The sequence below is a fragment of the Achromobacter pestifer genome (assembly GCF_902859625.1).
GTDB lineage: Bacteria > Pseudomonadota > Gammaproteobacteria > Burkholderiales > Burkholderiaceae_B > Achromobacter > Achromobacter pestifer.
Genome location: NZ_CADIJX010000012.1, coordinates 117,020 through 136,189, shown reverse-complemented (window position 1 = coordinate 136,189; position 19,170 = coordinate 117,020). Strand labels below are relative to the sequence as shown.

Annotated in this window: 19 protein-coding genes; 7 read left to right on the top strand and 12 right to left on the bottom strand. The window is 64.9% G+C overall.

Annotated features, from left to right (window positions below):
* Window positions 1-42: 42 nt before the first annotated feature.
* Complete coding sequence (locus HV753_RS28380) at window positions 43-912, bottom strand: universal stress protein (RefSeq protein WP_175177906.1); 870 nt, start codon at window positions 910-912, stop codon at window positions 43-45.
* Between the two features lie 266 nt (window positions 913-1,178).
* Between HV753_RS28380 and HV753_RS28375 the strand changes: the two genes are divergently transcribed.
* Both HV753_RS28375 and HV753_RS28370 read left to right on the top strand, forming a co-directional pair.
* A complete protein-coding gene (locus HV753_RS28375) occupies window positions 1,179-1,817 on the top strand; it encodes a trimeric intracellular cation channel family protein (RefSeq protein WP_175177905.1) in 639 nt (212 codons plus the stop codon).
* A 126-nt stretch (window positions 1,818-1,943) separates the two neighbouring features.
* Entirely contained in the window at window positions 1,944-2,645 is a 702-nt protein-coding gene (locus HV753_RS28370) for a GntR family transcriptional regulator (RefSeq protein WP_175177904.1), read from the top strand.
* A 24-nt stretch (window positions 2,646-2,669) separates the two neighbouring features.
* Here the strand turns inward: HV753_RS28370 and HV753_RS28365 are convergent, their stop codons facing one another.
* The gene (locus HV753_RS28365; protein ID WP_175177903.1) at window positions 2,670-3,437 is read right to left on the bottom strand and encodes a LamB/YcsF family protein; all 768 of its coding nucleotides are present in this window, start codon (window positions 3,435-3,437) and stop codon (window positions 2,670-2,672) included.
* A 174-nt stretch (window positions 3,438-3,611) separates the two neighbouring features.
* Window positions 3,612-4,043: a VOC family protein gene (locus HV753_RS28360; RefSeq protein ID WP_175177902.1), complete on the bottom strand. Its 432-nt coding sequence runs from the start codon at window positions 4,041-4,043 to the stop codon at window positions 3,612-3,614.
* A 142-nt stretch (window positions 4,044-4,185) separates the two neighbouring features.
* On the opposite strand from HV753_RS28360, the gene HV753_RS28355 reads away from it, so the two are divergent.
* Window positions 4,186-5,049 (top strand): LysR family transcriptional regulator, encoded by an 864-nt coding sequence (locus HV753_RS28355; protein WP_175177901.1) that lies wholly within the window; start codon window positions 4,186-4,188, stop codon window positions 5,047-5,049.
* A 283-nt stretch (window positions 5,050-5,332) separates the two neighbouring features.
* On the opposite strand, the gene serA is transcribed toward HV753_RS28355, so the two are convergent.
* From serA to phoB, 9 genes are all read right to left on the bottom strand, one after another.
* Window positions 5,333-6,529 carry a phosphoglycerate dehydrogenase gene (gene serA / locus HV753_RS28350; protein WP_175177900.1) on the bottom strand — a complete coding sequence of 399 codons (1,197 nt, stop codon included), beginning with the start codon at window positions 6,527-6,529 and terminating at the stop codon, window positions 5,333-5,335.
* A 123-nt stretch (window positions 6,530-6,652) separates the two neighbouring features.
* The gene (locus HV753_RS28345) at window positions 6,653-7,111 is read right to left on the bottom strand and encodes a DUF411 domain-containing protein (protein ID WP_175177899.1); all 459 of its coding nucleotides are present in this window, start codon (window positions 7,109-7,111) and stop codon (window positions 6,653-6,655) included.
* A 43-nt stretch (window positions 7,112-7,154) separates the two neighbouring features.
* Complete coding sequence (locus HV753_RS28340) at window positions 7,155-8,111, bottom strand: copper resistance protein B (RefSeq protein ID WP_175177898.1); 957 nt, start codon at window positions 8,109-8,111, stop codon at window positions 7,155-7,157.
* 3 nt (window positions 8,112-8,114) lie between these two features.
* Window positions 8,115-9,899, bottom strand: coding sequence for a copper resistance system multicopper oxidase (locus tag HV753_RS28335; RefSeq protein WP_175177897.1), 1,785 nt, complete (start codon window positions 9,897-9,899; stop codon window positions 8,115-8,117).
* Window positions 9,900-9,917: 18 nt separating this feature from the next.
* Window positions 9,918-10,406, bottom strand: a complete 489-nt coding sequence (locus HV753_RS28330; protein WP_175177896.1) for a cupredoxin domain-containing protein — start codon at window positions 10,404-10,406, stop codon at window positions 9,918-9,920.
* Between the two features lie 73 nt (window positions 10,407-10,479).
* Complete coding sequence (locus HV753_RS28325) at window positions 10,480-11,880, bottom strand: heavy metal sensor histidine kinase (RefSeq protein ID WP_175177895.1); 1,401 nt, start codon at window positions 11,878-11,880, stop codon at window positions 10,480-10,482.
* On the bottom strand, window positions 11,877-12,563 hold the full coding sequence (locus HV753_RS28320; RefSeq protein ID WP_175177894.1) for a heavy metal response regulator transcription factor: 687 nt from the start codon (window positions 12,561-12,563) through the stop codon (window positions 11,877-11,879). The genes HV753_RS28325 and HV753_RS28320 overlap by 4 nt, the downstream gene beginning before the upstream one ends.
* 60 nt (window positions 12,564-12,623) lie before the next feature.
* On the bottom strand, window positions 12,624-13,931 hold the full coding sequence (gene phoR, locus HV753_RS28315) for a phosphate regulon sensor histidine kinase PhoR (RefSeq protein WP_175177893.1): 1,308 nt from the start codon (window positions 13,929-13,931) through the stop codon (window positions 12,624-12,626).
* A 12-nt stretch (window positions 13,932-13,943) separates the two neighbouring features.
* A complete protein-coding gene (gene phoB, locus HV753_RS28310) occupies window positions 13,944-14,642 on the bottom strand; it encodes a phosphate regulon transcriptional regulator PhoB (protein ID WP_006227196.1) in 699 nt (232 codons plus the stop codon).
* A 162-nt stretch (window positions 14,643-14,804) separates the two neighbouring features.
* Between phoB and ubiE the strand changes: the two genes are divergently transcribed.
* The 4 genes from ubiE (at window position 14,805) to ubiB (ending at window position 19,152) form a co-directional block, all read left to right on the top strand.
* Window positions 14,805-15,581 (top strand): bifunctional demethylmenaquinone methyltransferase/2-methoxy-6-polyprenyl-1,4-benzoquinol methylase UbiE, encoded by a 777-nt coding sequence (gene ubiE, locus HV753_RS28305; RefSeq protein WP_175177892.1) that lies wholly within the window; start codon window positions 14,805-14,807, stop codon window positions 15,579-15,581.
* Between the two features lie 178 nt (window positions 15,582-15,759).
* Window positions 15,760-16,770 carry a Tim44 domain-containing protein gene (locus HV753_RS28300; RefSeq protein ID WP_175177891.1) on the top strand — a complete coding sequence of 337 codons (1,011 nt, stop codon included), beginning with the start codon at window positions 15,760-15,762 and terminating at the stop codon, window positions 16,768-16,770.
* Window positions 16,771-16,956: 186 nt separating this feature from the next.
* On the top strand, window positions 16,957-17,595 hold the full coding sequence (locus HV753_RS28295; protein ID WP_175177890.1) for a ubiquinone biosynthesis accessory factor UbiJ: 639 nt from the start codon (window positions 16,957-16,959) through the stop codon (window positions 17,593-17,595).
* A 3-nt stretch (window positions 17,596-17,598) separates the two neighbouring features.
* Window positions 17,599-19,152: a ubiquinone biosynthesis regulatory protein kinase UbiB gene (ubiB, locus tag HV753_RS28290; RefSeq protein WP_175177889.1), complete on the top strand. Its 1,554-nt coding sequence runs from the start codon at window positions 17,599-17,601 to the stop codon at window positions 19,150-19,152.
* Window positions 19,153-19,170: the final 18 nt, after the last annotated feature.

Sequence of the window (19,170 nt, the reverse complement as noted above, 5' to 3'; positions counted from 1 at the left end):
ATGCCGGTGTTCTTGTTTCCGGCTTCTCGCGCTACACCCATCCTACGATTCGTCGATCAGTCTGACGATCAGCACGTCGCTGGGCAGGGACTCCAGCAGTCGTTCAGCGACGCTGCCGATGGCGGTGCGCAAGATGCCGGTGCGGCCGTGGGTGCCCGTGACGACCAGATCAGACCGGTGGTTGAACGAATACTCTGACAGCACGGTTTCGGGTTGGCCCGGTTCCAGCACGATCTTGGGCGGCGTCAGGTCGGCCAGTTCCGGCGTTTCCGCCGTGAATTCCCGCGCGCTTTGCTCGGCGCCCTTGTAGAAGCTGCGCGTGATGGCGTCGTCGGGCACGCTCTTGCCCTGGAAGGGCACGTCGTAGGCGTGGAACAGCGTCAGGTCGGCGTTGGGAACCAGTTGCAGCGCGGCGCGCAGGGCTTGTCGCGACCCGGGGGAAAAGTCGGTGGCGATCAGCACGTCGCGATACGGCTTGCGCGGACGGGTCTTGACCACCAGTACCGGCTGGCGTGCCTGACGGGCCAGTTTTTCGACCGTGGTGCCCAGCAACAGCCGGCCCAGCGTTTCGTCGCGGGCGATCCCGGTGACGATCAGCGAGCAGCCATAGCTATCGGCGGTTTCCATGATGCGCGTGAGCGGATCGCCGGACACCACCACGACTTCCGCCGGCACGTCCGCCGTGGCCAGATCTTCGGCCAGCTCACGTTCGGCCAGCGTCTTGTGGTCGGTCGACAGGCGGCGCCAGACGGGCGTGGTCAGGCGGGCAGGCGTGGCATGGCTTTCCATGACATGCAGCACGATCAGCTTGGTATTGAGCTCTTTGGTAAGTTGCAGAGCGCGGTCCAGGGCGCGGTCGCCGCGCGCGCTCAGGTCCGTGGCCAATAGGATGGGGCCTGTTTGCTGTGTCATACGTTATCTCCCGGTTGACGCCAGAATGTCGGCTCCCGCGTCCGCGCAGTCTGGCTGTTACCACCCGCTAGGGCATGTCCCCATTGTCTCGCCGCGATGCGGACTGGGGATTGATTGATATCAACGCATGGTCCAGCGTAAGGGATGGGGCGCTTGCGGGCAATGGCGGCTTGCGCAAGGTCAGGATCAATACAATGGGGCCTGCCGCACCCTGAGTCCGGGATTCCCCTTTCCCCGGCCGATTACCGTTTTCCCCCGTCCCTCCCATGTTTTCCGATATTTCACCCGCTCTGCTGCATACCCTGTATCTCGTCGCCATCGTGGCCGAAGCCATGACCGCGGCGCTGTCGGCTGGCCGGCGCGACATGGACTGGATGGGGGTATGCATCATCGCCTGCGTGACGGCCCTGGGCGGCGGTTCGCTGCGCGACGTGCTGCTGGGGCATTACCCGCTGACGTGGGTGATTCACCCCGAATACCTGTGGATGACGGGCGGCGCCGCGATCTTGACCGCGCTGATCGCGCCGGTGATGCGGCGCTTGCGCAGCGTGTTCCTGCTGGCGGATGCGCTGGGCCTGGTGGCTTTCACCGTCATTGGCTGCCAGGTGGCGCAACTGATGCAGTTGCCGATCACGGTGGTGCTGATCAGCGGCATGATCACCGGTTGCGCCGGGGGGGTACTGCGGGACGTGCTGTGCAATGAGGTGCCACTGCTGTTCCGCAAGGAGCTGTACGCCAGCGTGTCGGTCGTGACCGGCGCGTTGTACCTGGGCGGCCAGTCGTTGGGCTTGTCGGCCAATGCCGCCGTGCCCTTGGCGCTGGCGGCCGGCCTGGCCCTGCGCCTGCTGGCGCTGCGTTTCAATTGGCAGATGCCCAAGTTTGTCTATCGCGACGATTGGGACTGATCGGAGGAGCGGGGCATAGCAGAGGCTTATTTCGTCTCTGCAACAATTTTCCTATTTGTGTTTCAATAGATTTCTAGTATCTTCTCGGTGTCTCAAACCTGCATCGCGCAGTACAAGGGGAGCCGATTGGACGTCAAAGCGCCAGCCACGATTCCATATTTCCTTCAGGAACAGATTCGTGAATTGATAGTGGATGGCACTATCCGGCCCGGGCAGCCCTTACGGGAGCAAGAACTAGAGCAGCGTTTCGGCACCAGCCGCAGCCCGATCCGGGAAGCGCTGCGTCTGCTGGAGCTAAGCGGCCTGGTTACGCATATCCAACGCAAGGGCTTCAGGGTCACTCTCTATACCGAAACGCAGATCCGCCATCTGTACATGTTGCGCGCGGAACTGGAAGCGTATTGCATCCGCCAGTTGGCGGACATGCGCGATCTGGCGCCGCTGGTGGCGGAATTGCGCAGCTATGACGACGCCATCGCGGCGGCCATGGCCAAGCGCGACGTGCGTGCCAGCATCGCGGCCTCGCGGGAGTTCTACTTGGCGGGGGCCCGCTATACGGGCAATTCGCCGCTGACCAACATGCTCAGCAAGCTTTACGAACAGGTGGAGCCGCTGCGCTACCTGTTGGCCAAGCGCTCGATCGAAACCAATACCCTTCAGACCTACACGCAAGGGATCACGCAGGCGCTGGCCATTCGTGATTTCGAACGTGCGGCGGCGCTGACCCGTGGCTACGTGGTGGAGGTGTTGCCTGGTATCTTGCAGGCCTATCACGATGCGGCCGAGCAGGCCGCCGAAGACATGGCGCCGCGCTACGGCCGGGCCTGATCGGGCTTCGTCATCGGAATGCGGTCAGCCCCGCGCGGGGGTTCGGATGTCAATGCCCGCCTGTTCCAACGCCTGGCGGATGCCATTGGCGAACAGCAGGGCGTTGGGTTGGTCGCCATGGATGCAAAGCGTGTCGGCCTGGACCGGCACGTCGTGCCCGTCGACCGAACGCACTTTACCTTCACGCACCATGCGCACCACTTGCGCCACCGCCTGGTCCAGGTCTTCGATCATGGCGCCGGCGCGTGTGCGCGGCGTCAGCGAACCGTCGTCCTGGTAGGAGCGATCAGCGAACACTTCGCTGGCGGCAGTCAGGCCGATGGCGCGAGCCGCATCGATCAGCTTGCTGCCCGCCAGTCCGTATAGGATCAGCGAGGCGTCCACATCCTTGACCGCCTGCGAGATGGCACGCGACAAGCCTTCGTCCTTGGCGGCCATGTTGTACAGCGCGCCGTGCGCTTTCACATGATGCAGCCGTGCGCCTTGCGAGGCCGCCACGCCGGCCAGCGCGCCGATCTGATAGACCACGATGTCATAGGCTTCGTCAGGCGTGATCTGGATGACACGGCGGCCAAACCCCGCCAAGTCCTGCAAGCTGGGGTGGGCGCCCAGCGCCACGCCCTGCTTGAGCGCGGCCGAGACCGTCTTGCGCATGGTGGCGGGGTCGCCGCCGTGAAAGCCACAGGCGATGTTGGCGGAGCTGACGTATTGCAGCACCGCCGCGTCGTTGCCCATGGTCCAGGCGCCATAGCTTTCGCCCATGTCGCAGTTCATATCGATGCGGGTGGTCATTGCGGTTTCCTTGTTGCCGGGGCAAGACAGGTCCGGCGGACTGAAGCATAGACCAGACCGCCGAACAAGGCGATCAGACAGCGATCATCCGGGGGCAGGATGCGTCACAGGTGGTTTCGGCCGTGGAAGGGGGGCTGAAAGCGCATTCAACGGCGCGAAACCGGTAGGGAAGGATTACTTGGCGAACAGCGAATCCATGTTCTTGAATGCCTTGAATTCCAGTGCGTTGCCCGACGGATCCAGGAAGAACATCGTGGCTTGTTCGCCCACTTCACCCTTGAAACGGATGTAGGGTTCGATGACGAATTCAGTGCCGGCGTCGATCAGGCGCTTGGACATGGCTTCCCATTGTTCCATGGACAGCACGGCGCCGAAATGGCGCACCGGCACGTTGTGGGAGTCCACGGCGCTGGTGGCATTTTGGCCGCATTCGCCGGGTGCCAGATGGGCGACGATCTGGTGGCCGTAGAAGTTGAAGTCGATCCACTCGGGCGAGCTGCGGCCCTCCGGACAGCCCAGCTTTTCGCCATAGAAGGCGCGGGCTTCGGCCAGGTCGCGAACCGGGAAGGCCAGGTGGAACGGCGGCAGGTTGGTTTGGGCGGTCATGAAAAACTCCAGGCAAAAGAAGATAAACAGGTTGCGGGCCGCCGCTGGCGCGGGCGTGCTGTAGCACCAGTACGTAGTTTAGGTATTGTTTTTTTGATTGAAAAACGATATTTTTTGTGTCTTAGCATCAAAAATATTGATCGTGATCAAAGAATTCAAAACCTTCATCGCCGTGGCGCGCGACGGTACCTTTACCGGCGCTGGCGTGCACCTGGGTCTGACGCAGTCGGCCGTGAGCGCTCAGATCAAGCGCCTGGAGGAATATCTGGGTGTGGAACTCTTTGACCGGGGGGCCAGGGCGGCGGTGTTGAACGTGCATGGCCGCGAGATGCTGACGCAGGCGGAAGAGCTGGTGGCCATGGCCGAACGCATGGTCACCACGGCGGGGGCCGGCCAGGTCAGTGGGTCGTTGCGCATCGGCGCCATCGCCTCGGTGCAGCAGGATTTGCTGGTGGACGCCTTGGGCCGGTTCCGCGCCGTCTATCCCGAGGTCCGGGTGCGCATCGTGCCCGGCGTGTCGCTGTCGTTGCTGGGGCAGGTGGACGCGGGCGAAGTGGACATGGCCGTGCTGATCCGCCCGCCCTTCACCTTGCCGCCGGAACTGGGCTGGCATCGGCTGCTGAACGAGCCGGTGGTGCTGGCCATGCCGGAAGCCATGCCGCTGGCGCCCTGGCGGGATCTACTGGCGACCCAGCCTTTCATCCGTTACGACCGGGCGTCGTTCGGTGGCCGGGTGGTGGATATCTTCCTGAAGAAGCACCGCATCAATGTGCATGAGGCGGTGGAACTGGACGAAATTGAAGCCATCGCCAACATGGTGCGCCACGGCTTGGGCGTGGCGCTGCTGCCACGGTTGCGGCGGCTGGATGTGACGGGTTTGCGGCTGGTGCCTTTGGGCGATCTGGCGTTTCACCGCGAGATCGGCATCATCGGCCGACTGCCGTTCGATGCCGGCAGCGTGCGCGAGAAAATGGCGGAATGCCTGATACTGGCGGCGGCTGAATAACTGCCTGTGAACGGTACTGCATAGCTGCCTGTGAACGGCACTGAACAACCGCCTGTGAACCGGACGGAACAACCACCAGTGAACCGTACGATTATCCGCCTGTGAACCGTAGGATGGGTGTAGCGCGAGAGTCCTTAAGCAAGAACTCAATTATTCAGCGCGCGCAACCCATCAAGCAGCGGTGGCTTCATGGCGGCGATTGCCAAGAACTCACCGCTGCTTGATGGGTTGCGCGCGCTTGGCATCCGAGTCCTAAAGTACTGACTCTCGCGCTTCACCCATCCTACAGACGGTCGCAGCGGACAGTGATCGGATGGTCGCGCAAGGTGGTCATGACGAGGTCGTCCACCTGGCCTTCCACGTCGGTGATCACGTAGCCGATCTGGCCCTTGGTTTGCAGGGTCTGGCTGACAATGTTCAGGCCATGTTGCGCCATCAGGTTGTCCAGCGTGCCCAGCGCGCCCGGGGCGTTGCGGTGCACGTGCAGGATGCGGGTGGCGCCGGCCGGCTCCAGGTAGGGCAGTTCGGGGAAGTTGACCGCGCCCTTGGTCGTGCCGGCTTGCAGGAAGCGCACCAGTTTCTCGGCCACTTCGCGGCCGATGTTCTCTTGCGATTCCTGCGTGCTGCCGCCGATGTGCGGGGTCAGGATCACGTTGGGCAGGCCGATCAGCGGGCTGGCCAGCGGTTCGTCCGCGCCCTTGGGTTCGGTCGGGAACACGTCCAGCGCGGCGCCGGCCAGATGGCCGGATTTCAGCGCGGCGTGCAGCGCGTCGATATCCACCACGGTGCCGCGTGAGGCGTTGATGAGGATGGCGCCGCGACGCATGCGCGCGATGGTCTCCGCGTTCATGATGTTCTCGGTGGACTTGCCGCCGGGGACGTGCAGCGTCACCACATCGGCCTGTTCCAGCAGGTCGTTGAGCGTCCCGGCGGGGCGGGCATTGCCCAGCGGCAGCTTGGCTTCGACGTCGTGATAGATGACGCGCATGCCCAGGCTTTCGGCCAGGGTGCTGATCTGCGACCCAATGTTGCCGTAACCCACGATGCCCAGCGTCTTGCCACGGGTTTCAAAGGCGCCAGACGCGCTCTTGTCCCAATGGCCCAGATGCACGCGGGCATTTTTTTCGGGAATCCGGCGCAGCAGCAGGATGGCTTCGCCCAGCACCAGTTCGGCCACCGAGCGGGTATTCGAGAAAGGCGCGTTGAACACCGGGATGCCGCGCTGCATGGCGGAATCCAGATCGACCTGGTTGGTGCCGATGCAGAAGCAGCCTACGACGCGCAGGTCGGGGCTGGACAGCAGGGCGGCATCCAGGTGCGTGCGAGAACGGATCCCCGCCACATGCACGCCACGCAGGGCTTCCTGCATTTTTGCCGGCGGCAGGGCCGCGGCATGCGTGACGATGTCGGTGTAGCCGGCGGCCTCGAAGACCGCGCGGGCGCTCGGATGGATGTTCTCGAACAGGACGATTTTTGCCATGACTGCCAAGGGGTGGGTGAGAAATGCGTTTTATTTATTGTGGCGCATTTTTGTTGCGGTGCAAGGAGTAGCCATTGAGACGGTGTGGATGAATTGTTTCAATGGCCTTCCCACCCCCCCGGCCTACCGGTATGCCTGGTAGACCTTGGCGCCGCCCTGCTTGTCCACCAGCAGCACGTCATGCGGCGTCTTGCGGCCGCCGTATTCCGGGCCGTCCATGCCGGGTGAGCCCAACGGCATGCCGGGCGCGGCCAGGCCAGCGGCGTCCGGCTTTTCCAGCAGCAGTCGGCGCACGTCACTGGCGGGCACATGGCCTTCGACGGCATAGCCGTCCACCACCGCCGTATGGCAAGACCCATAGTCCGCCATGCCGGCGTTGCGGCGGATGGGGCCGGTGTCCTGCACATCGTGCGTGGTGACGGTGAAGCCGTTGTCGCGCATGTGCTTGACCCAGTCCTCGCAGCAGCCGCAGGTGGGCGTCTTCCAGACGTCGACCTTCGCAGGAGTTTGCGCGGTGGCGAAGACGGGGGCGCAAAGGGCCGCGGCAAGAACCAGGCGGCGCGTAATACGGGGAACGTTCATGATGCTCCGTACGGAAAAAGTGGAAAAAGGGCGTGACCCCGCGTCAGAACCAGAACCGCACACCGGCCATGATGGCCGTTTGGGACCGGCTGGCCCCGGCATCCGACGCGAAACTGGCGGTCTGGCCGAACTTCCGTTCAAAGGATACGCCGACGTAAGGGGCGAACTCGCGCGTGACCTCATAGCGTAGCCGCAAAGAGAGCGAGCCGGAGGACAGGCCAGAACCGATGCCGCGTTCGGGGTCGCTCTTGCCGTACAGGCTGGCTTCCAGTTCGGGCGTGAAGATCAGCCGCTGCGTCAGCAGCAGGTCGTACTCGGCCTTCAGCGCCAGGGCCGTGCGGCCGGACGAGCCCACATAGGCGGTCGTCTCCAGTTCGATGTTGTAGGGCAGCACGCCTTCGATGCCGATGGCGGCCCAGTTGCGCTTGGGGCCGGTGCCGATGTCTCGGCGGGCGCCCAACTGCACGTCCCAGAAGGGTGAGACGGCGTGGCTCCAGAAGGCTTCGACCTTGCCATCCGAGCCGCCGCCGTTTTCGCGTTCCCCTTCGCTCTTGATCAGCAATCGATTGGTGGACGAACCGAGCCAGAAGCGGCCATCCCAGTCCAGCGCGTTCTCTCCGTCGCGGTTGCGGGTGATGCCGAACCTGTCGAACAGCAGTTGCCAGGTGGAGGCGTTGTCCATCATGTGAGGACGGATGCCGTAGCTGTCATAGCTGCGCTCGCCCGCGCCATCGCTGCTTGGCAAGCTGCCGACAGGCGGCGCGGCCGCTGCGGGGGCGCCGTGCCCCATCGCGCCGTGGTCCATCGTCCCATGATCCATGGCGGCGGGGGCGGGTGGCGTGCTGGGGCTCATCGACCCGTGATCCATGCCGGGCATGTTGGAATGATCCATGCCAGGCATGCTGGAATGATCCATGCTGGTGGATTGCGCCTGGGCGGTTGTCGCGCCCAGCGTCATGGCAAGGGCGCAGGCGCCCAGGAATTTGCATTGAATCGTCATCGCTTACTCCACCACGACCGCTCTGAACATGCCGGCCTCCATGTGATACAGCAGGTGGCAGTGATAGGCCCAGTGCCCGCGCGCGTCGGCGCTGACTCGGTAGGTCAGCCGTTGCGCCGGATTGAGGGTGATCGTGTGCTTGCGCACCTGAAAGGCGCCGTCGGGCGATTCCAGGTCGCTCCACAAACCGTGCAGGTGGATGGGGTGCGTCATCATCGTGTCGTTGACCAGCACGAAGCGGACGCGCTCGCCGTAGCGCAGCACAATCGGCTTGGCGTCAGAGAACTTCACGCCGTTGAACGACCACATGTAGCGTTCCATGTTGCCGGTCAGGTGCAGTTCGATCTCGCGCGAGGGCGCGCGGTTGTCTTCGGGTTCGCGGATGGAGTGCAGGTCTGCATACGTCAGCACCCGGCGGCCGTTGTCGCGCAGGCCCACGCCCGGGTCGTCCAGCCGTGTCGACACCACGTCGGGCAGCATCGAATTGCTGACGCCGCGTTCGGTGGGATACGGATGCTTTGCTTCCACCATGCCGCCTTGCCCGGCGCCCGAGCCATGCGAACTGCCATGGTCCATGCCCGGCATGCTGCCGTGATCCATCGCGCCAGCACCAGCGCCAGCGGCACCGGTGGCGGCCATGTCGTGGCCACCCGCGCCGCCGCCCATGTCGTGCGCCATGCCCATGTCCATCATGCCCAGCAGCTGCACGCGGTCCAACGGCGGCACCTCGGCCTGCATGCCGGCGCGTGGCGCCAGCGTGGCGCGCGCAAAGCCCGAACGGTCCATCGCCTGCGAGAAGATGGTGTAGGCGCGTTCTTCCTGCGGCTCGACGATCACGTCATAGGTTTCCGCCACGCCGATGCGGAATTCCTCGACGTCGACGGGGCGTACATCTTGCCCGTCGGCGGCCACGACCGTCATCTTCAAGCCGGGGATACGCACATCGAAGTACGTCATCGCCGACCCGTTGATGAAGCGCAGCCGGATGCGTTCGCCCGGCTTGAACAGCCCCGTCCAGTTGCCCGACGGCGTGGCGCCATTGGTCAGGTAGGTGTAGGTGGCGCCGGACACATCCGCCAGATCGGTCGGAGTCATGCGCATCTGTTCCCACATCAGGCGCTCGGACAACGCTGCGCGCCAACCACGGTCCTGCGCATCAGCGGCCAGGCTCTGGACGCTGGGCTGGATGCCGTTGTAGTACTCGGGCATGACCTTCAGCTTGTTGAAGAGCCGCATCGGGTCTTCGTCGGTCCAGTCGGACAGCAGCACGGTGTAGTCCCGGTCGGACGCGATGGGGTCGCGGCGGCGCGGGTCGATGACGATGGCGCCGTACAGGCCGGTCTGCTCCTGGAAGCCCGAGTGGCTGTGATACCAGTACGTGCCGCTCTGGCGCACGGCAAAGCGGTAGGTGAAGGTCTGGCCCGGATCGATGCCGGGAAAGCTCAGGCCGGGCACGCCGTCCATGTCGGTCGGCAGCAGAATGCCGTGCCAGTGGATGGAGGTCTGTTCGCGCAGCCGGTTGGTGACGTGCAGCGTCACCGTGTCCCCTTCGCGCCAGCGCAGGATGGGGGCGGGCACCTGGCCGTTGACAGTGGTGCCGATGCGGGCGGCGCCCGTGAAGTTCACGGGCGTTTCGCCGATCTCCAGATGGAATTCCGTGCCGCGCAATTCCGTGGCGGAGGCGGGTGCTGCCAGCGCAGCGCGCCAACCGCCCAGCGCGGCCAGTGCACCGCCAGCGGCCAGGCCCTGCACGAAGCGGCGGCGGGCAAGAGGGGGGAAGGTGTTCATGGCGGGAATGGGCGGGTGCTACAGCACCGTCACCGCGCCCTTCATGCCGGCGCTGTAGTGGCCGGGTTCCAGGCAGCCGAAGGACACCGTGCCTGCCTTGTCGAAGCGCCAGACGATCTGGCCCGTCTTGCCGGCGTCCAGAGACACCGCGTTCGCCTCTTCGTGGCGCATGCCGGGGTCTTTCATCATCATGTCGTAGTGCGCCTTCAGGTCTGCGTCGGTGCCCAGCACCAGCTCGTGGCGGATCCTTCCGGAATTACGCACGTTGATGCGCACGGTCTCGCCAGCCTTGACCTCGATGCGCTCGGGCGTGAAGCGCATGGCGTCGGTCATGTCGACCTCGATGGTGCGCGTGACGCGCGCGGCATCGCCGGGTTTGCCGATGGGGGTCGAGGCAGCCGGCATCGACATGGCGTGGCCGGCGTGTTCGCCTGCGGCTTGGGCCGCGCCGGCAACCAGCAGGGCCAGCGCCGCAGCTTGAGTAAAGCGGATCAGAGTGTCTTTCACGAAAATCCTCAGAAGGTGGGAGACCGTGACGACACTGTAGGAAAACCGGGGTGACTCGATTCTGTCGACTGGATTACGGTTTTGTAATGTTCTCGGAAACCGCGGGCCGCACCGATCCGCGCAGGGTGATGCCGACCACCGTGCCGTTGGCATCCGACACGGCGTCCACCTCACCGCCGTGCATGTGGGCAATGGCGCGCACGATGGCCAGGCCCAGGCCGTGACCTTCGCTGCGCGGCGCGCGCGTCTGGCCCGACCGGAAGAAGCGGTCGAAGATGCGGGGCAGGTCGGCAGCCGGAATGGGCCGGCCAGGGTTGCGCACTTCCACCCGCGCGCCCGACGGCGTCACGGAGCAGCGCAGCAGGATGCCTTGTCCGGCGGGCGTGGCTTTGATGGCGTTGGATATCAGGTTGGCCAAGGCGCGGCGCACCAGGCCGGAATTGGCAGTCACGGTGGCGTCGCCCTCGCAATGCAGACGCACGCCGTGTGCTTCCAGCATGGCTTCGTAGTAGTCCGCCACGCGCCGGGCCTCGGCCGCCAGCGACACGGGCGCCAGGTCGGCGGCAAGCTCGCCCCGGTCTGCGCGCGCCAGGAACAGCATGTCGTTGACCAGCGTTTTCAGGTCCTCGAGCTCTTCCAGGTTGGATTCCAGCGCATCGCGCAGCTCGGCGGCTTCGCGCGGCGACGACAGCATGACCTGGGTGCCGTTGATCAGCGTGGCCAGCGGTGTGCGCAGCTCATGCGCGACATCGGCGTTGAAGCCTTCCATCTGCTGGTAGGCCGTTTGCAGCCGCTCTAGCGTGCGGTTGAATGAGCGCACCAGTTCGAGCAGTTCGCGGTCGGTATCTTCCAGCGGCAGGCGGCGAGCCAGATTGTCGGGCTGGATGCGCGCGGCCTGTTCCGATAGCCGGCGCGTGGGGGCCATGCTGCGGCGCACGGCCCAAGCGGCCAGCACCACGGTCGCGCCCACCCACAAGGCGCAGATCAAGATCAAGGCGGTGCCGTAGGCATAGAGGAACTGCGAGTTGGTGCGCGTGCTGACCGCCACCGTCAGTTGTGCGCCGGGCAAGATGCGGTCGTTCATGGCAACCCGCAGGCCGCGCATGCGGCTGCCGTCGGCCGTCTGTAGCAGCACTTGTTTGCCGTCCGTGAGCTCCAGCGTTTCGGGGGCGGGGCCGCCATAGACGGCATTGCCCTGGGCGTCCACGATCCATATGCCCAACTGGCCTTGACCCGCGCGCATCTCGTCGAAGGTGGCGGCCAGGTCATGCAGGCCGCTGGCGCTGTTCTGCATGTCGATCAGGTGATCGATCAATTCCAGCTTGCCGTTGACCTCGGTGATTTCCTGGCGTGCGACTTCGCGCTTCAACGCCCAGAACAGCGTAGCCCCGGCCAGGCTGGATACCAGCAATGCGATGGCGCCCAACAGCAGGGTCAGCCGCGCCTGCATCGAACGCACGCGCGGCGGTGTCATGCGGGGGCAGGCTCGGCGCGCGACTCCAGTACATATCCCATGCCGCGCACGGTGTGCAGCAGCTTGGTGTCGAAGGGGTCGTCCAGTTTGCTGCGCAAGCGCCGCACCGCCACGTCGATGACGTTGGTGTCGCTGTCGAAGTTCATGTCCCAGACCTGTTCGGCCAGGGTGGTGCGCGACAGCACCTGGCCCTGGCGGCGCAGCAGCAGCGCCAGCAGGCTGAATTCCTTGGCGGTCAGGTCCAGGCGACGGCCGTCACGCTGGGCGCGGCGGCGAGCCAGGTCGAGCTCCAGATCGGCCAGGCGCAGCAGGGTGGGTTCTTGCGAGCGCCCGCGGCGCAGCAGCGCCTGCACGCGCGCCAGCAATTCCGAAAACGCGAAAGGTTTGACCAGATAGTCGTCGGCGCCGCCTTCCAGGCCACGCACGCGGTCTTCCACGGCGTCGCGCGCGGTCAGCATCAGGATGGGAGTGTCCTTCTGCGCGCGAACCGAGGCCAGGACGCCAAAGCCGTCCACGCCGGGCAGCATCACGTCCAGCACGATCAGGTCATAGGCGCCTTCCAGCGCCAGATGCTGGCCGTCCACGCCGTCGCGAGCCAGGTCCACGATATGGCTTTGTTCCGACAACCCTTTCTTCAGGTAGTCGGCGAGTTTGGGTTCGTCTTCGATGACCAGGATACGCATGGCCGGGAATTTACCATCCGCGCCACGCAAATGGCACGGATGGTTGAGACGCTCAGCGATTCACGCGGGTTCGTCGATGGCGATGCGTTCAGCGGGGAAGCGCAGCGCGAAGACGCTGCCTTTGCCCGGTTCGCTGGTGATGAGCAGTTCCGCGTCGTGGCGCATGGCGATGTGTTTGGTGATGGCCAGCCCCAGGCCGGTGCCGCCCACGGCGCGTGAGCGGCCGCGGTCCACGCGATAAAAGCGTTCAGTCAGGCGCGGCAGGTGACGGGCGGGGATGCCGATGCCCGTGTCCTGCACGCTGTAGCGCGCGCCGCCGTCGGCTTCGCGTTCCCAGCGCACGGTGATCGTGCCGCCGTCAGGGGTATAGCGCACCGCGTTGGTCAGCAGGTTCGACAGCGCGGAGGTCAGTTCGGTTTCCGCGCCCAGCACGTCCAGCGATTCGTCGATATGCCATTCCAGCACATGGCGTCCGCCTGACAGCGCTTCGATTTGCTGGCGTGCCTTTTGCAGCAGCGCGCCCATGTTGATGGCACGCGGATCGCTGCCCGGCGAAGATTCCAACGTGGACAAGGTCAGCAGGTCTTCCACGATGGCTTGCATGCGCTGCGCCTGCTCGTGCATCATGTCGATGTACTGCGCGCGCTGTTCCGCGGGCAGCGCATCGGCCGGCATGTCGCGCAGCGTTTCCAGGAAGCCGGCCAGCACGGTCAGCGGCGTGCGCAGTTCGTGCGAGACGTTGGCCACGAAGTCGCGGCGCGTGGTTTCCAGGCGTTCGATCTGAGTGACGTCGCGGGTGATCAGCAGGCGCTGGTTGCTGGCGTAGGACGTCAGCTGCATCATCATCAGGCGTTCCTGGCCGTTCTGGCCCAGGCGTACCAGGATGGGCTCTGGCCAGGCTGCGCGATGCGCGTATTCCACGAATTCCGGAGCGCGCAGCAGGTTCAGCAGGTTGTGGCCGCGATCGGCCGGCAGGCGCAGGCCCAGGTGCTGACGCGCCATGCGGTTGCACCAGTCGATCTGAAAGTCTTCATTCAGGGTGACGGCGCCGTCCGGCAAGGCTTGGGCGGCGGCCAGCATGCCTTGCATGGTGTCGCGGGTTTCAGTCAGTTCTCGGGCGCGGGCGCGGGTGTAGCGGTATAGCGGGGCGAGGATGTCGTCCCAGGGCCCGACGGAAGCGGGGGGAGAGGTTTCCGGGTGGTTGGCCCAATGAGAGACCAGTGTCAGTCTCCAGCTGCGCCAAAGCAGCATGGCGGTCAGCGCGGCCGAAAACACTATCCAGCCCAATGGGTCGCCTATGAGCCATTGCGCCAATAATGAAATCACCGCCCACAGGGCGACCAGGAAAAGTGTGCGCAGCCAGATCATCGTGCGGCAGTTTTACCGCGTCGGGAGCTGTGCCGTAAACCGGTAACCGCTGCCGCGCACCGTTTCCACGTGCGCGTCGTGACCGCTGGGTTCCAGCGCCTTGCGCAAGCGGCGGATGTGGACGTCCACGGTGCGTTCTTCAACGAACACGTGATCGCCCCAGACCTGATCCAGCAGCTGCGAACGCGAGAACACGCGCTCGGGGTGGGTCATGAAAAAGTGCAACAGGCGGAATTCGGTGGGGCCGATTTGCAGCGACTGGCTATTGCCCGACAGGCGATGCGTCACTGGATCCAGCTTCAGGCCGCCCACGTCGATCACGTCGTCGGTCAGCTGGGGCGCGCGGCGGCGCAGCACGGCCTTGATGCGGGCCATCAGCTCCTTCGGCGAGAAGGGCTTGGTGATGTAGTCGTCGGCGCCGGCTTCCAGGCCGTCCACCTTGTCTTGCTCGGAGCCCTTGGCGGTCAGCATGATGACCGGGACGGCGCGGGTGCGCTCGTCATTGCGCAGCTTGCGCGCCATGGCCAGGCCGGACGTGCCGGGCAGCATCCAATCCAGCAGGATCAGATCGGGAAGTTCGGCGCGGATCAGGGTCTGGGCCTGGTCGGCGTCGAAGGCGCGCAGCACTTTGTGCCCCGCGAAAGACAGGTTGACGGCGATCAGTTCCTGGATTGCGGGTTCGTCTTCGACAACGAGGATAGTGCTGGACATGGCGAATTTGGCACACTTCGGAGCGCCGGCGCGGCGCGAACATTGCGATAGTATGGCCGCAATATTTCAGGTATGTGACCGCTGGGTGCTGTCGGGGCAGGTTCGCTGCCCGTTACAGGGTGCCTGATAGGCTACCATTGAACGATATATCGGGAATTCACCATGCAAAACCCCTCCGAATCGCAACATTCCGCGGATTCCAATTCGCAATCCACGCATTTCGGCTTCCAAACGGTGCCGGAAGGCGAAAAAGCCCGCAAAGTCGCGGAAGTCTTTCACTCGGTCGCCCAGCGCTACGACGTCATGAACGATTTCATGTCTGCCGGGCTGCACCGCATCTGGAAAGCCTTCACCATTGGCCGCGCTGCCATCCGCCCCGGCATGAAGGTGCTGGACATTGCTGGCGGCACCGGCGACCTGGCCCGCGCTTTCGCCAAGCGCGCCGGCCCCACGGGCGAAGTCTGGCTGACCGACATCAATGATTCCATGCTGCGCGTGGGCCGTGACCGCCTGACCGACGCCGGCTTGCTGCTGCCCACGGCCGTCTGCGATGCCGAGCGCCTGCCGTTCCCCACGGGCTATTTCGACCGCGTCAGCGTGGCCTTTGGCCTGCGCAACATGACCCACAAGGACCGCGCCCTGGCCGAAATGGCGCGCGTGCTGAAGCCGGGCGGCAAGCTGCTGGTGCTGGAATTCTCGCGCGTGGCCAAGCCGTTGTCGCCGGCCTATGACTGGTATTCCTTCAATGTGCTGCCGTGGTTGGGCAAGAAGATCGCCAACGACGAAGCCAGCTACCGCTATCTGGCGGAATCCATCCGCATGCATCCCGATCAGGAAACCCTGGCCGACATGCTGCGCACTGCCGGCCTGGATCGGGTGCAGTACTTCAATCTGACCGCTGGCGTCGCTGCCCTGCACGAGGGCGTGCGCCTGGGTTGAACCCGGGCTGTCCATAGGATGTTTCGCCAGCCCATGGGGAACTTGTGGGGCGGCGTCTTGTCCGTTATTCTTACGTCATTCAGATTACTGTAAGAAAAGTCGCGACTATGGTCCCGCTGTCCGCGGGACTCCCCTCTGCTCGGGGCAGTGGGGGCGCGAGTACGAGGGAGCAAACTCTATGTCTAAATTCTGTTTTTCGCGGTTTGTCGCCGCGGCGCTCATCGCCATCTCCGGCGCGGCGTTGGTGACGGCGTCGTTTGACGCCGAGGCCCGTCGTGCAGGCGGCGGCGGCAGCGTCGGCCGTCAATCCTCCAATGTGACCCAGCAGCGCCAGGCCACCACGCCTCCGGCTGCCGCGAACAATACGGCGGGTGCCACCGCCGCCCCGGCAGCCGCTGGCGCGGCCACGGCGGGCGCCGCAGGTGCTGCCGCCAAGAGCGGCGCCTCGCGCTGGCTTGGCCCCATCGCCGGCATCGCCGCTGGCCTGGGTATCGCCGCCTTGCTGTCCAGCATGGGTCTGTCGGGCGCTTTCGCTGAATTCCTCGGCTCCGCGCTGCTGATCGCCGCTGTCGTGTTCGGCGTGATGTTCATCATCCGCCGCCTGCGTGGCGCAGGTCCGCGCACCGCGACGCAAGGAGCCTTCAACGGCGCCAACAACGCACCGGGCCAGCAACCGCAGCAGACGTGGCGTGAAGCGCTGAAGCCGGCCGCCGCCGCGCCGGCCGCTGCCGCCGCACCCGTGGCTGCCGCGCCCGTGGCTCCTCCGGCCGTGCTGCCGAAGGCTGGCGAGGACAACAACTGGTTCGTGCCGGGCGATTTCGACACGCCCAACTTCCTGAAGCAAGCCAAGGATCAGTTTGTTCGCATCCAGGCCGTCTGGGACAGCGGTAGCACCGATGGCCTGCGCGATTTCCTGACCGACGACCTGATCACCGAGCTGAAGCCGCAGTTGGCCGAGCGCGGTGCCGCGCCCAACAAGACCGAAGTGGTCCTGTTGAACGCCGAAATGCTGGGCATCGAGACCGTGTCCGACGGCCACCTGGCCAGCGTGCGCTTCTCCGGCATGCTGCGCGAAGCGCCGGGCACCGAGGCTTTCCGCTTTGAAGAAGTCTGGAACCTGTTCAAACCGGCCAATGGCGGCTGGTTGCTGGCCGGCATCCAGCAGATCCCGGTGGATCTCGCCAGCTAAGGCTGGCTAGCCGGGTCTGATTCCCGTCTCCGTTGCGGATGCCGCAAGGCATCTGCTTGAACCGGCCCTCCAAGGGCCGGTTTTTCCATGTGCTTGCCGTCAAACACGCTCTCATCCAACCCGTTACACTCCCGATTTACCTATTAACTTCGGCAACCCCGGCAACCGGGGCTGTCGCGGACCCTCATGCTGCCTTTTTCGTTCCTGCCGACTCCCTCGCGACTGGCTGTAAGCGCGCTCAACGCCCTGTTGCGGCGCGAGGACTGGGCGCGTCAGCGTCTGGCACGCCACGCCGGCAAGACCGTGCGTTTTGCGCTGGGCGGCTTCATGCTGGGGCTGACGATCGACAGCGAGGGCCACGCGGTGCAGGCTGACCCGGCCGTGGTGCCTGACGTGACCTTGACCGTCGCCCCGGAAAAGCTGCCGTTGCTGCGTCTGGGCGCGGATCGCGAAACGCCCGATTTCGCCGAGGCGACCCACATTTCAGGCGATGCGGCATTGGCACAAGTGGTGGCGGACCTGTCCAAGCAGTTGCGTTGGGATCCGGAAGATGCGCTGGCCCGCGTGGTGGGCGATATCCCCGCGCTGCGCCTGGTGAGCGGCGCCCGGGCGGCCGCGGACGGCGCACGCAACACCGGCAAGCGCCTGGCCGAGAATGTGTCTGAATACCTGGCGGAAGAAAGCGGCGTGCTGGTGGGCCGCCCCGCGCTGGAACAATGGCGCCTGGATCTGGCTGAACTGAATGCTCGCGCGGATGCGCTGGGGCGTTCGGCCACCGCCCTGCAAACCCGTCTGGCGTCCGCCAGCGCAAAGCGGGGCGCCTGATCCATGTTTCCCTTGCTGCGCCTTCTTCGCATCATCGTCGTTTCGCTGCGCTACGGCCTGGACGAGCTGGTGCTCTCCAGCCTGAACCATCCGTTGGCCACCTGCCTGTTGCGCGTCATCCGCCTGGGCACGCGGCCGCGTCAGCCGCGCGGGCAGCGCCTGCGCCTGGCCCTGGAATCGTTGGGCCCCATTTTTGTGAAATTCGGGCAGGTGCTGTCCACCCGCCGCGACCTGATCCCCGCCGACATCGCCAACGAGCTGGCCCTGTTGCAAGACCGGGTGCCGCCGTTCCCGTCGGCCCAGGCCGCCGCCTGCATTGAGGCGGCGCTGGGCGCCCCGCCCGAAAAGCTGTTCGCGCAGTTCGAGGTGGACCCGGTGGCGTCGGCCTCGATTGCCCAGGTGCACTTCGCGGTGCTGCACGATGGCCGCGAAGTGGCCGTGAAGGTGCTGCGCCCCGGCATGCTGGGCATCATCGAAAAAGACCTATCGCTGTTGAAGATCGTGGCGCGCATCATCGAACGCCTGGGCGCCGATGGCCGGCGCCTGAAGCCGCGCGAAGTCGTCGCTGAGTTCGACAAGTACCTGCACGACGAGCTGGATCTGGTGCGCGAAGCCTCCAATTGCAGCCAGCTGCGCCGCAATTTCGGCCCCGAGTCCGGCCGTGGCGACATGTTGATCGTGCCCGAGGTGATCTGGGAATACACGGCGTCCACCGTCTTCACCATGCAGCGCATGTACGGCATGCCGGTGGGGCAGGTGGAGCGCATGCGCGAGGCCGGCATCGACATTCCCACGCTTGCGCGCACGGGCGTCGAGATCTTCTTCACGCAGGTCTTCACCGACGGCTTCTTCCACGCCGACATGCACCCGGGCAACATCTACGTGTCCGACCGCTCCGATACCCTGGGCAGCTATATCGCGCTGGACTTCGGCATCGTGGGTTCGCTGTCCGAGTTCGACAAGAATTACCTGGCGCAGAATTTCCTGGCCTTCTTCCACCGCGATTACCGGCGTGTGGCACAACTGCACATCGAGTCGGGCTGGGTGCCCGCGGATACGCGCGAAGAAGAGCTGGAGGGCGCCGTGCGCGCCGTCTGCGAACCGTATTTTGACCGGCCGCTGTCCGAGATCTCACTGGGGCAAGTGCTGCTACGCCTGTTCCAGACGTCGCGCCGATTCAATGTGGAGATCCAGCCGCAACTGGTGTTGCTGCAAAAGACGTTGCTGAACGTTGAGGGATTGGGCCGCCAGCTCGATCCCAACCTGGATCTCTGGAAGACCGCCAAGCCCTATCTGGAACGTTGGATGCGTCAGCGTGTCGGATTCAAGGGGTTGCGTCAAAGCCTGGAAAAAGAAGCGGTGCAGTGGTCGCAAATGCTGCCCGCCCTGCCCAGGCTGGTCCATGACCATCTGAGCCGTCCGAACGTTTCGCCTGCATTGCTGGCCGAAATGATTCACCTGCGGCGTGCCCAGGAGCAGAACAACCGGCTGGTTGCAGCGCTGGTTGGGGTGCTGGCCCTTGCGATAGGCGTCGCAATATGGGCTTTGACCCGATAGGCGGCGCGATGATCTAGA

Coding starts and splice junctions, on each gene's coding strand:
- ubiE (WP_175177892.1), top strand. CDS start 14,805: ATGCAAAACCCCTCCGAATCGCAACATTCCGCGGATTCCAATTCGCAA.
- HV753_RS28295 (WP_175177890.1), top strand. CDS start 16,957: ATGCTGCCTTTTTCGTTCCTGCCGACTCCCTCGCGACTGGCTGTAAGC.
- HV753_RS28360 (WP_175177902.1), bottom strand. CDS start 4,043: ATGACCGCCCAAACCAACCTGCCGCCGTTCCACCTGGCCTTCCCGGTT.
- HV753_RS28380 (WP_175177906.1), bottom strand. CDS start 912: ATGACACAGCAAACAGGCCCCATCCTATTGGCCACGGACCTGAGCGCG.
- HV753_RS28365 (WP_175177903.1), bottom strand. CDS start 3,437: ATGACCACCCGCATCGATATGAACTGCGACATGGGCGAAAGCTATGGC.
- ubiB (WP_175177889.1), top strand. CDS start 17,599: ATGTTTCCCTTGCTGCGCCTTCTTCGCATCATCGTCGTTTCGCTGCGC.
- phoB (WP_006227196.1), bottom strand. CDS start 14,642: ATGTCCAGCACTATCCTCGTTGTCGAAGACGAACCCGCAATCCAGGAA.
- HV753_RS28300 (WP_175177891.1), top strand. CDS start 15,760: ATGTCTAAATTCTGTTTTTCGCGGTTTGTCGCCGCGGCGCTCATCGCC.
- HV753_RS28325 (WP_175177895.1), bottom strand. CDS start 11,880: ATGACACCGCCGCGCGTGCGTTCGATGCAGGCGCGGCTGACCCTGCTG.
- HV753_RS28320 (WP_175177894.1), bottom strand. CDS start 12,563: ATGCGTATCCTGGTCATCGAAGACGAACCCAAACTCGCCGACTACCTG.
- phoR (WP_175177893.1), bottom strand. CDS start 13,931: ATGATCTGGCTGCGCACACTTTTCCTGGTCGCCCTGTGGGCGGTGATT.
- HV753_RS28335 (WP_175177897.1), bottom strand. CDS start 9,899: ATGAACACCTTCCCCCCTCTTGCCCGCCGCCGCTTCGTGCAGGGCCTG.
- HV753_RS28345 (WP_175177899.1), bottom strand. CDS start 7,111: ATGAACGTTCCCCGTATTACGCGCCGCCTGGTTCTTGCCGCGGCCCTT.
- HV753_RS28375 (WP_175177905.1), top strand. CDS start 1,179: ATGTTTTCCGATATTTCACCCGCTCTGCTGCATACCCTGTATCTCGTC.
- HV753_RS28340 (WP_175177898.1), bottom strand. CDS start 8,111: ATGACGATTCAATGCAAATTCCTGGGCGCCTGCGCCCTTGCCATGACG.
- serA (WP_175177900.1), bottom strand. CDS start 6,529: ATGGCAAAAATCGTCCTGTTCGAGAACATCCATCCGAGCGCCCGCGCG.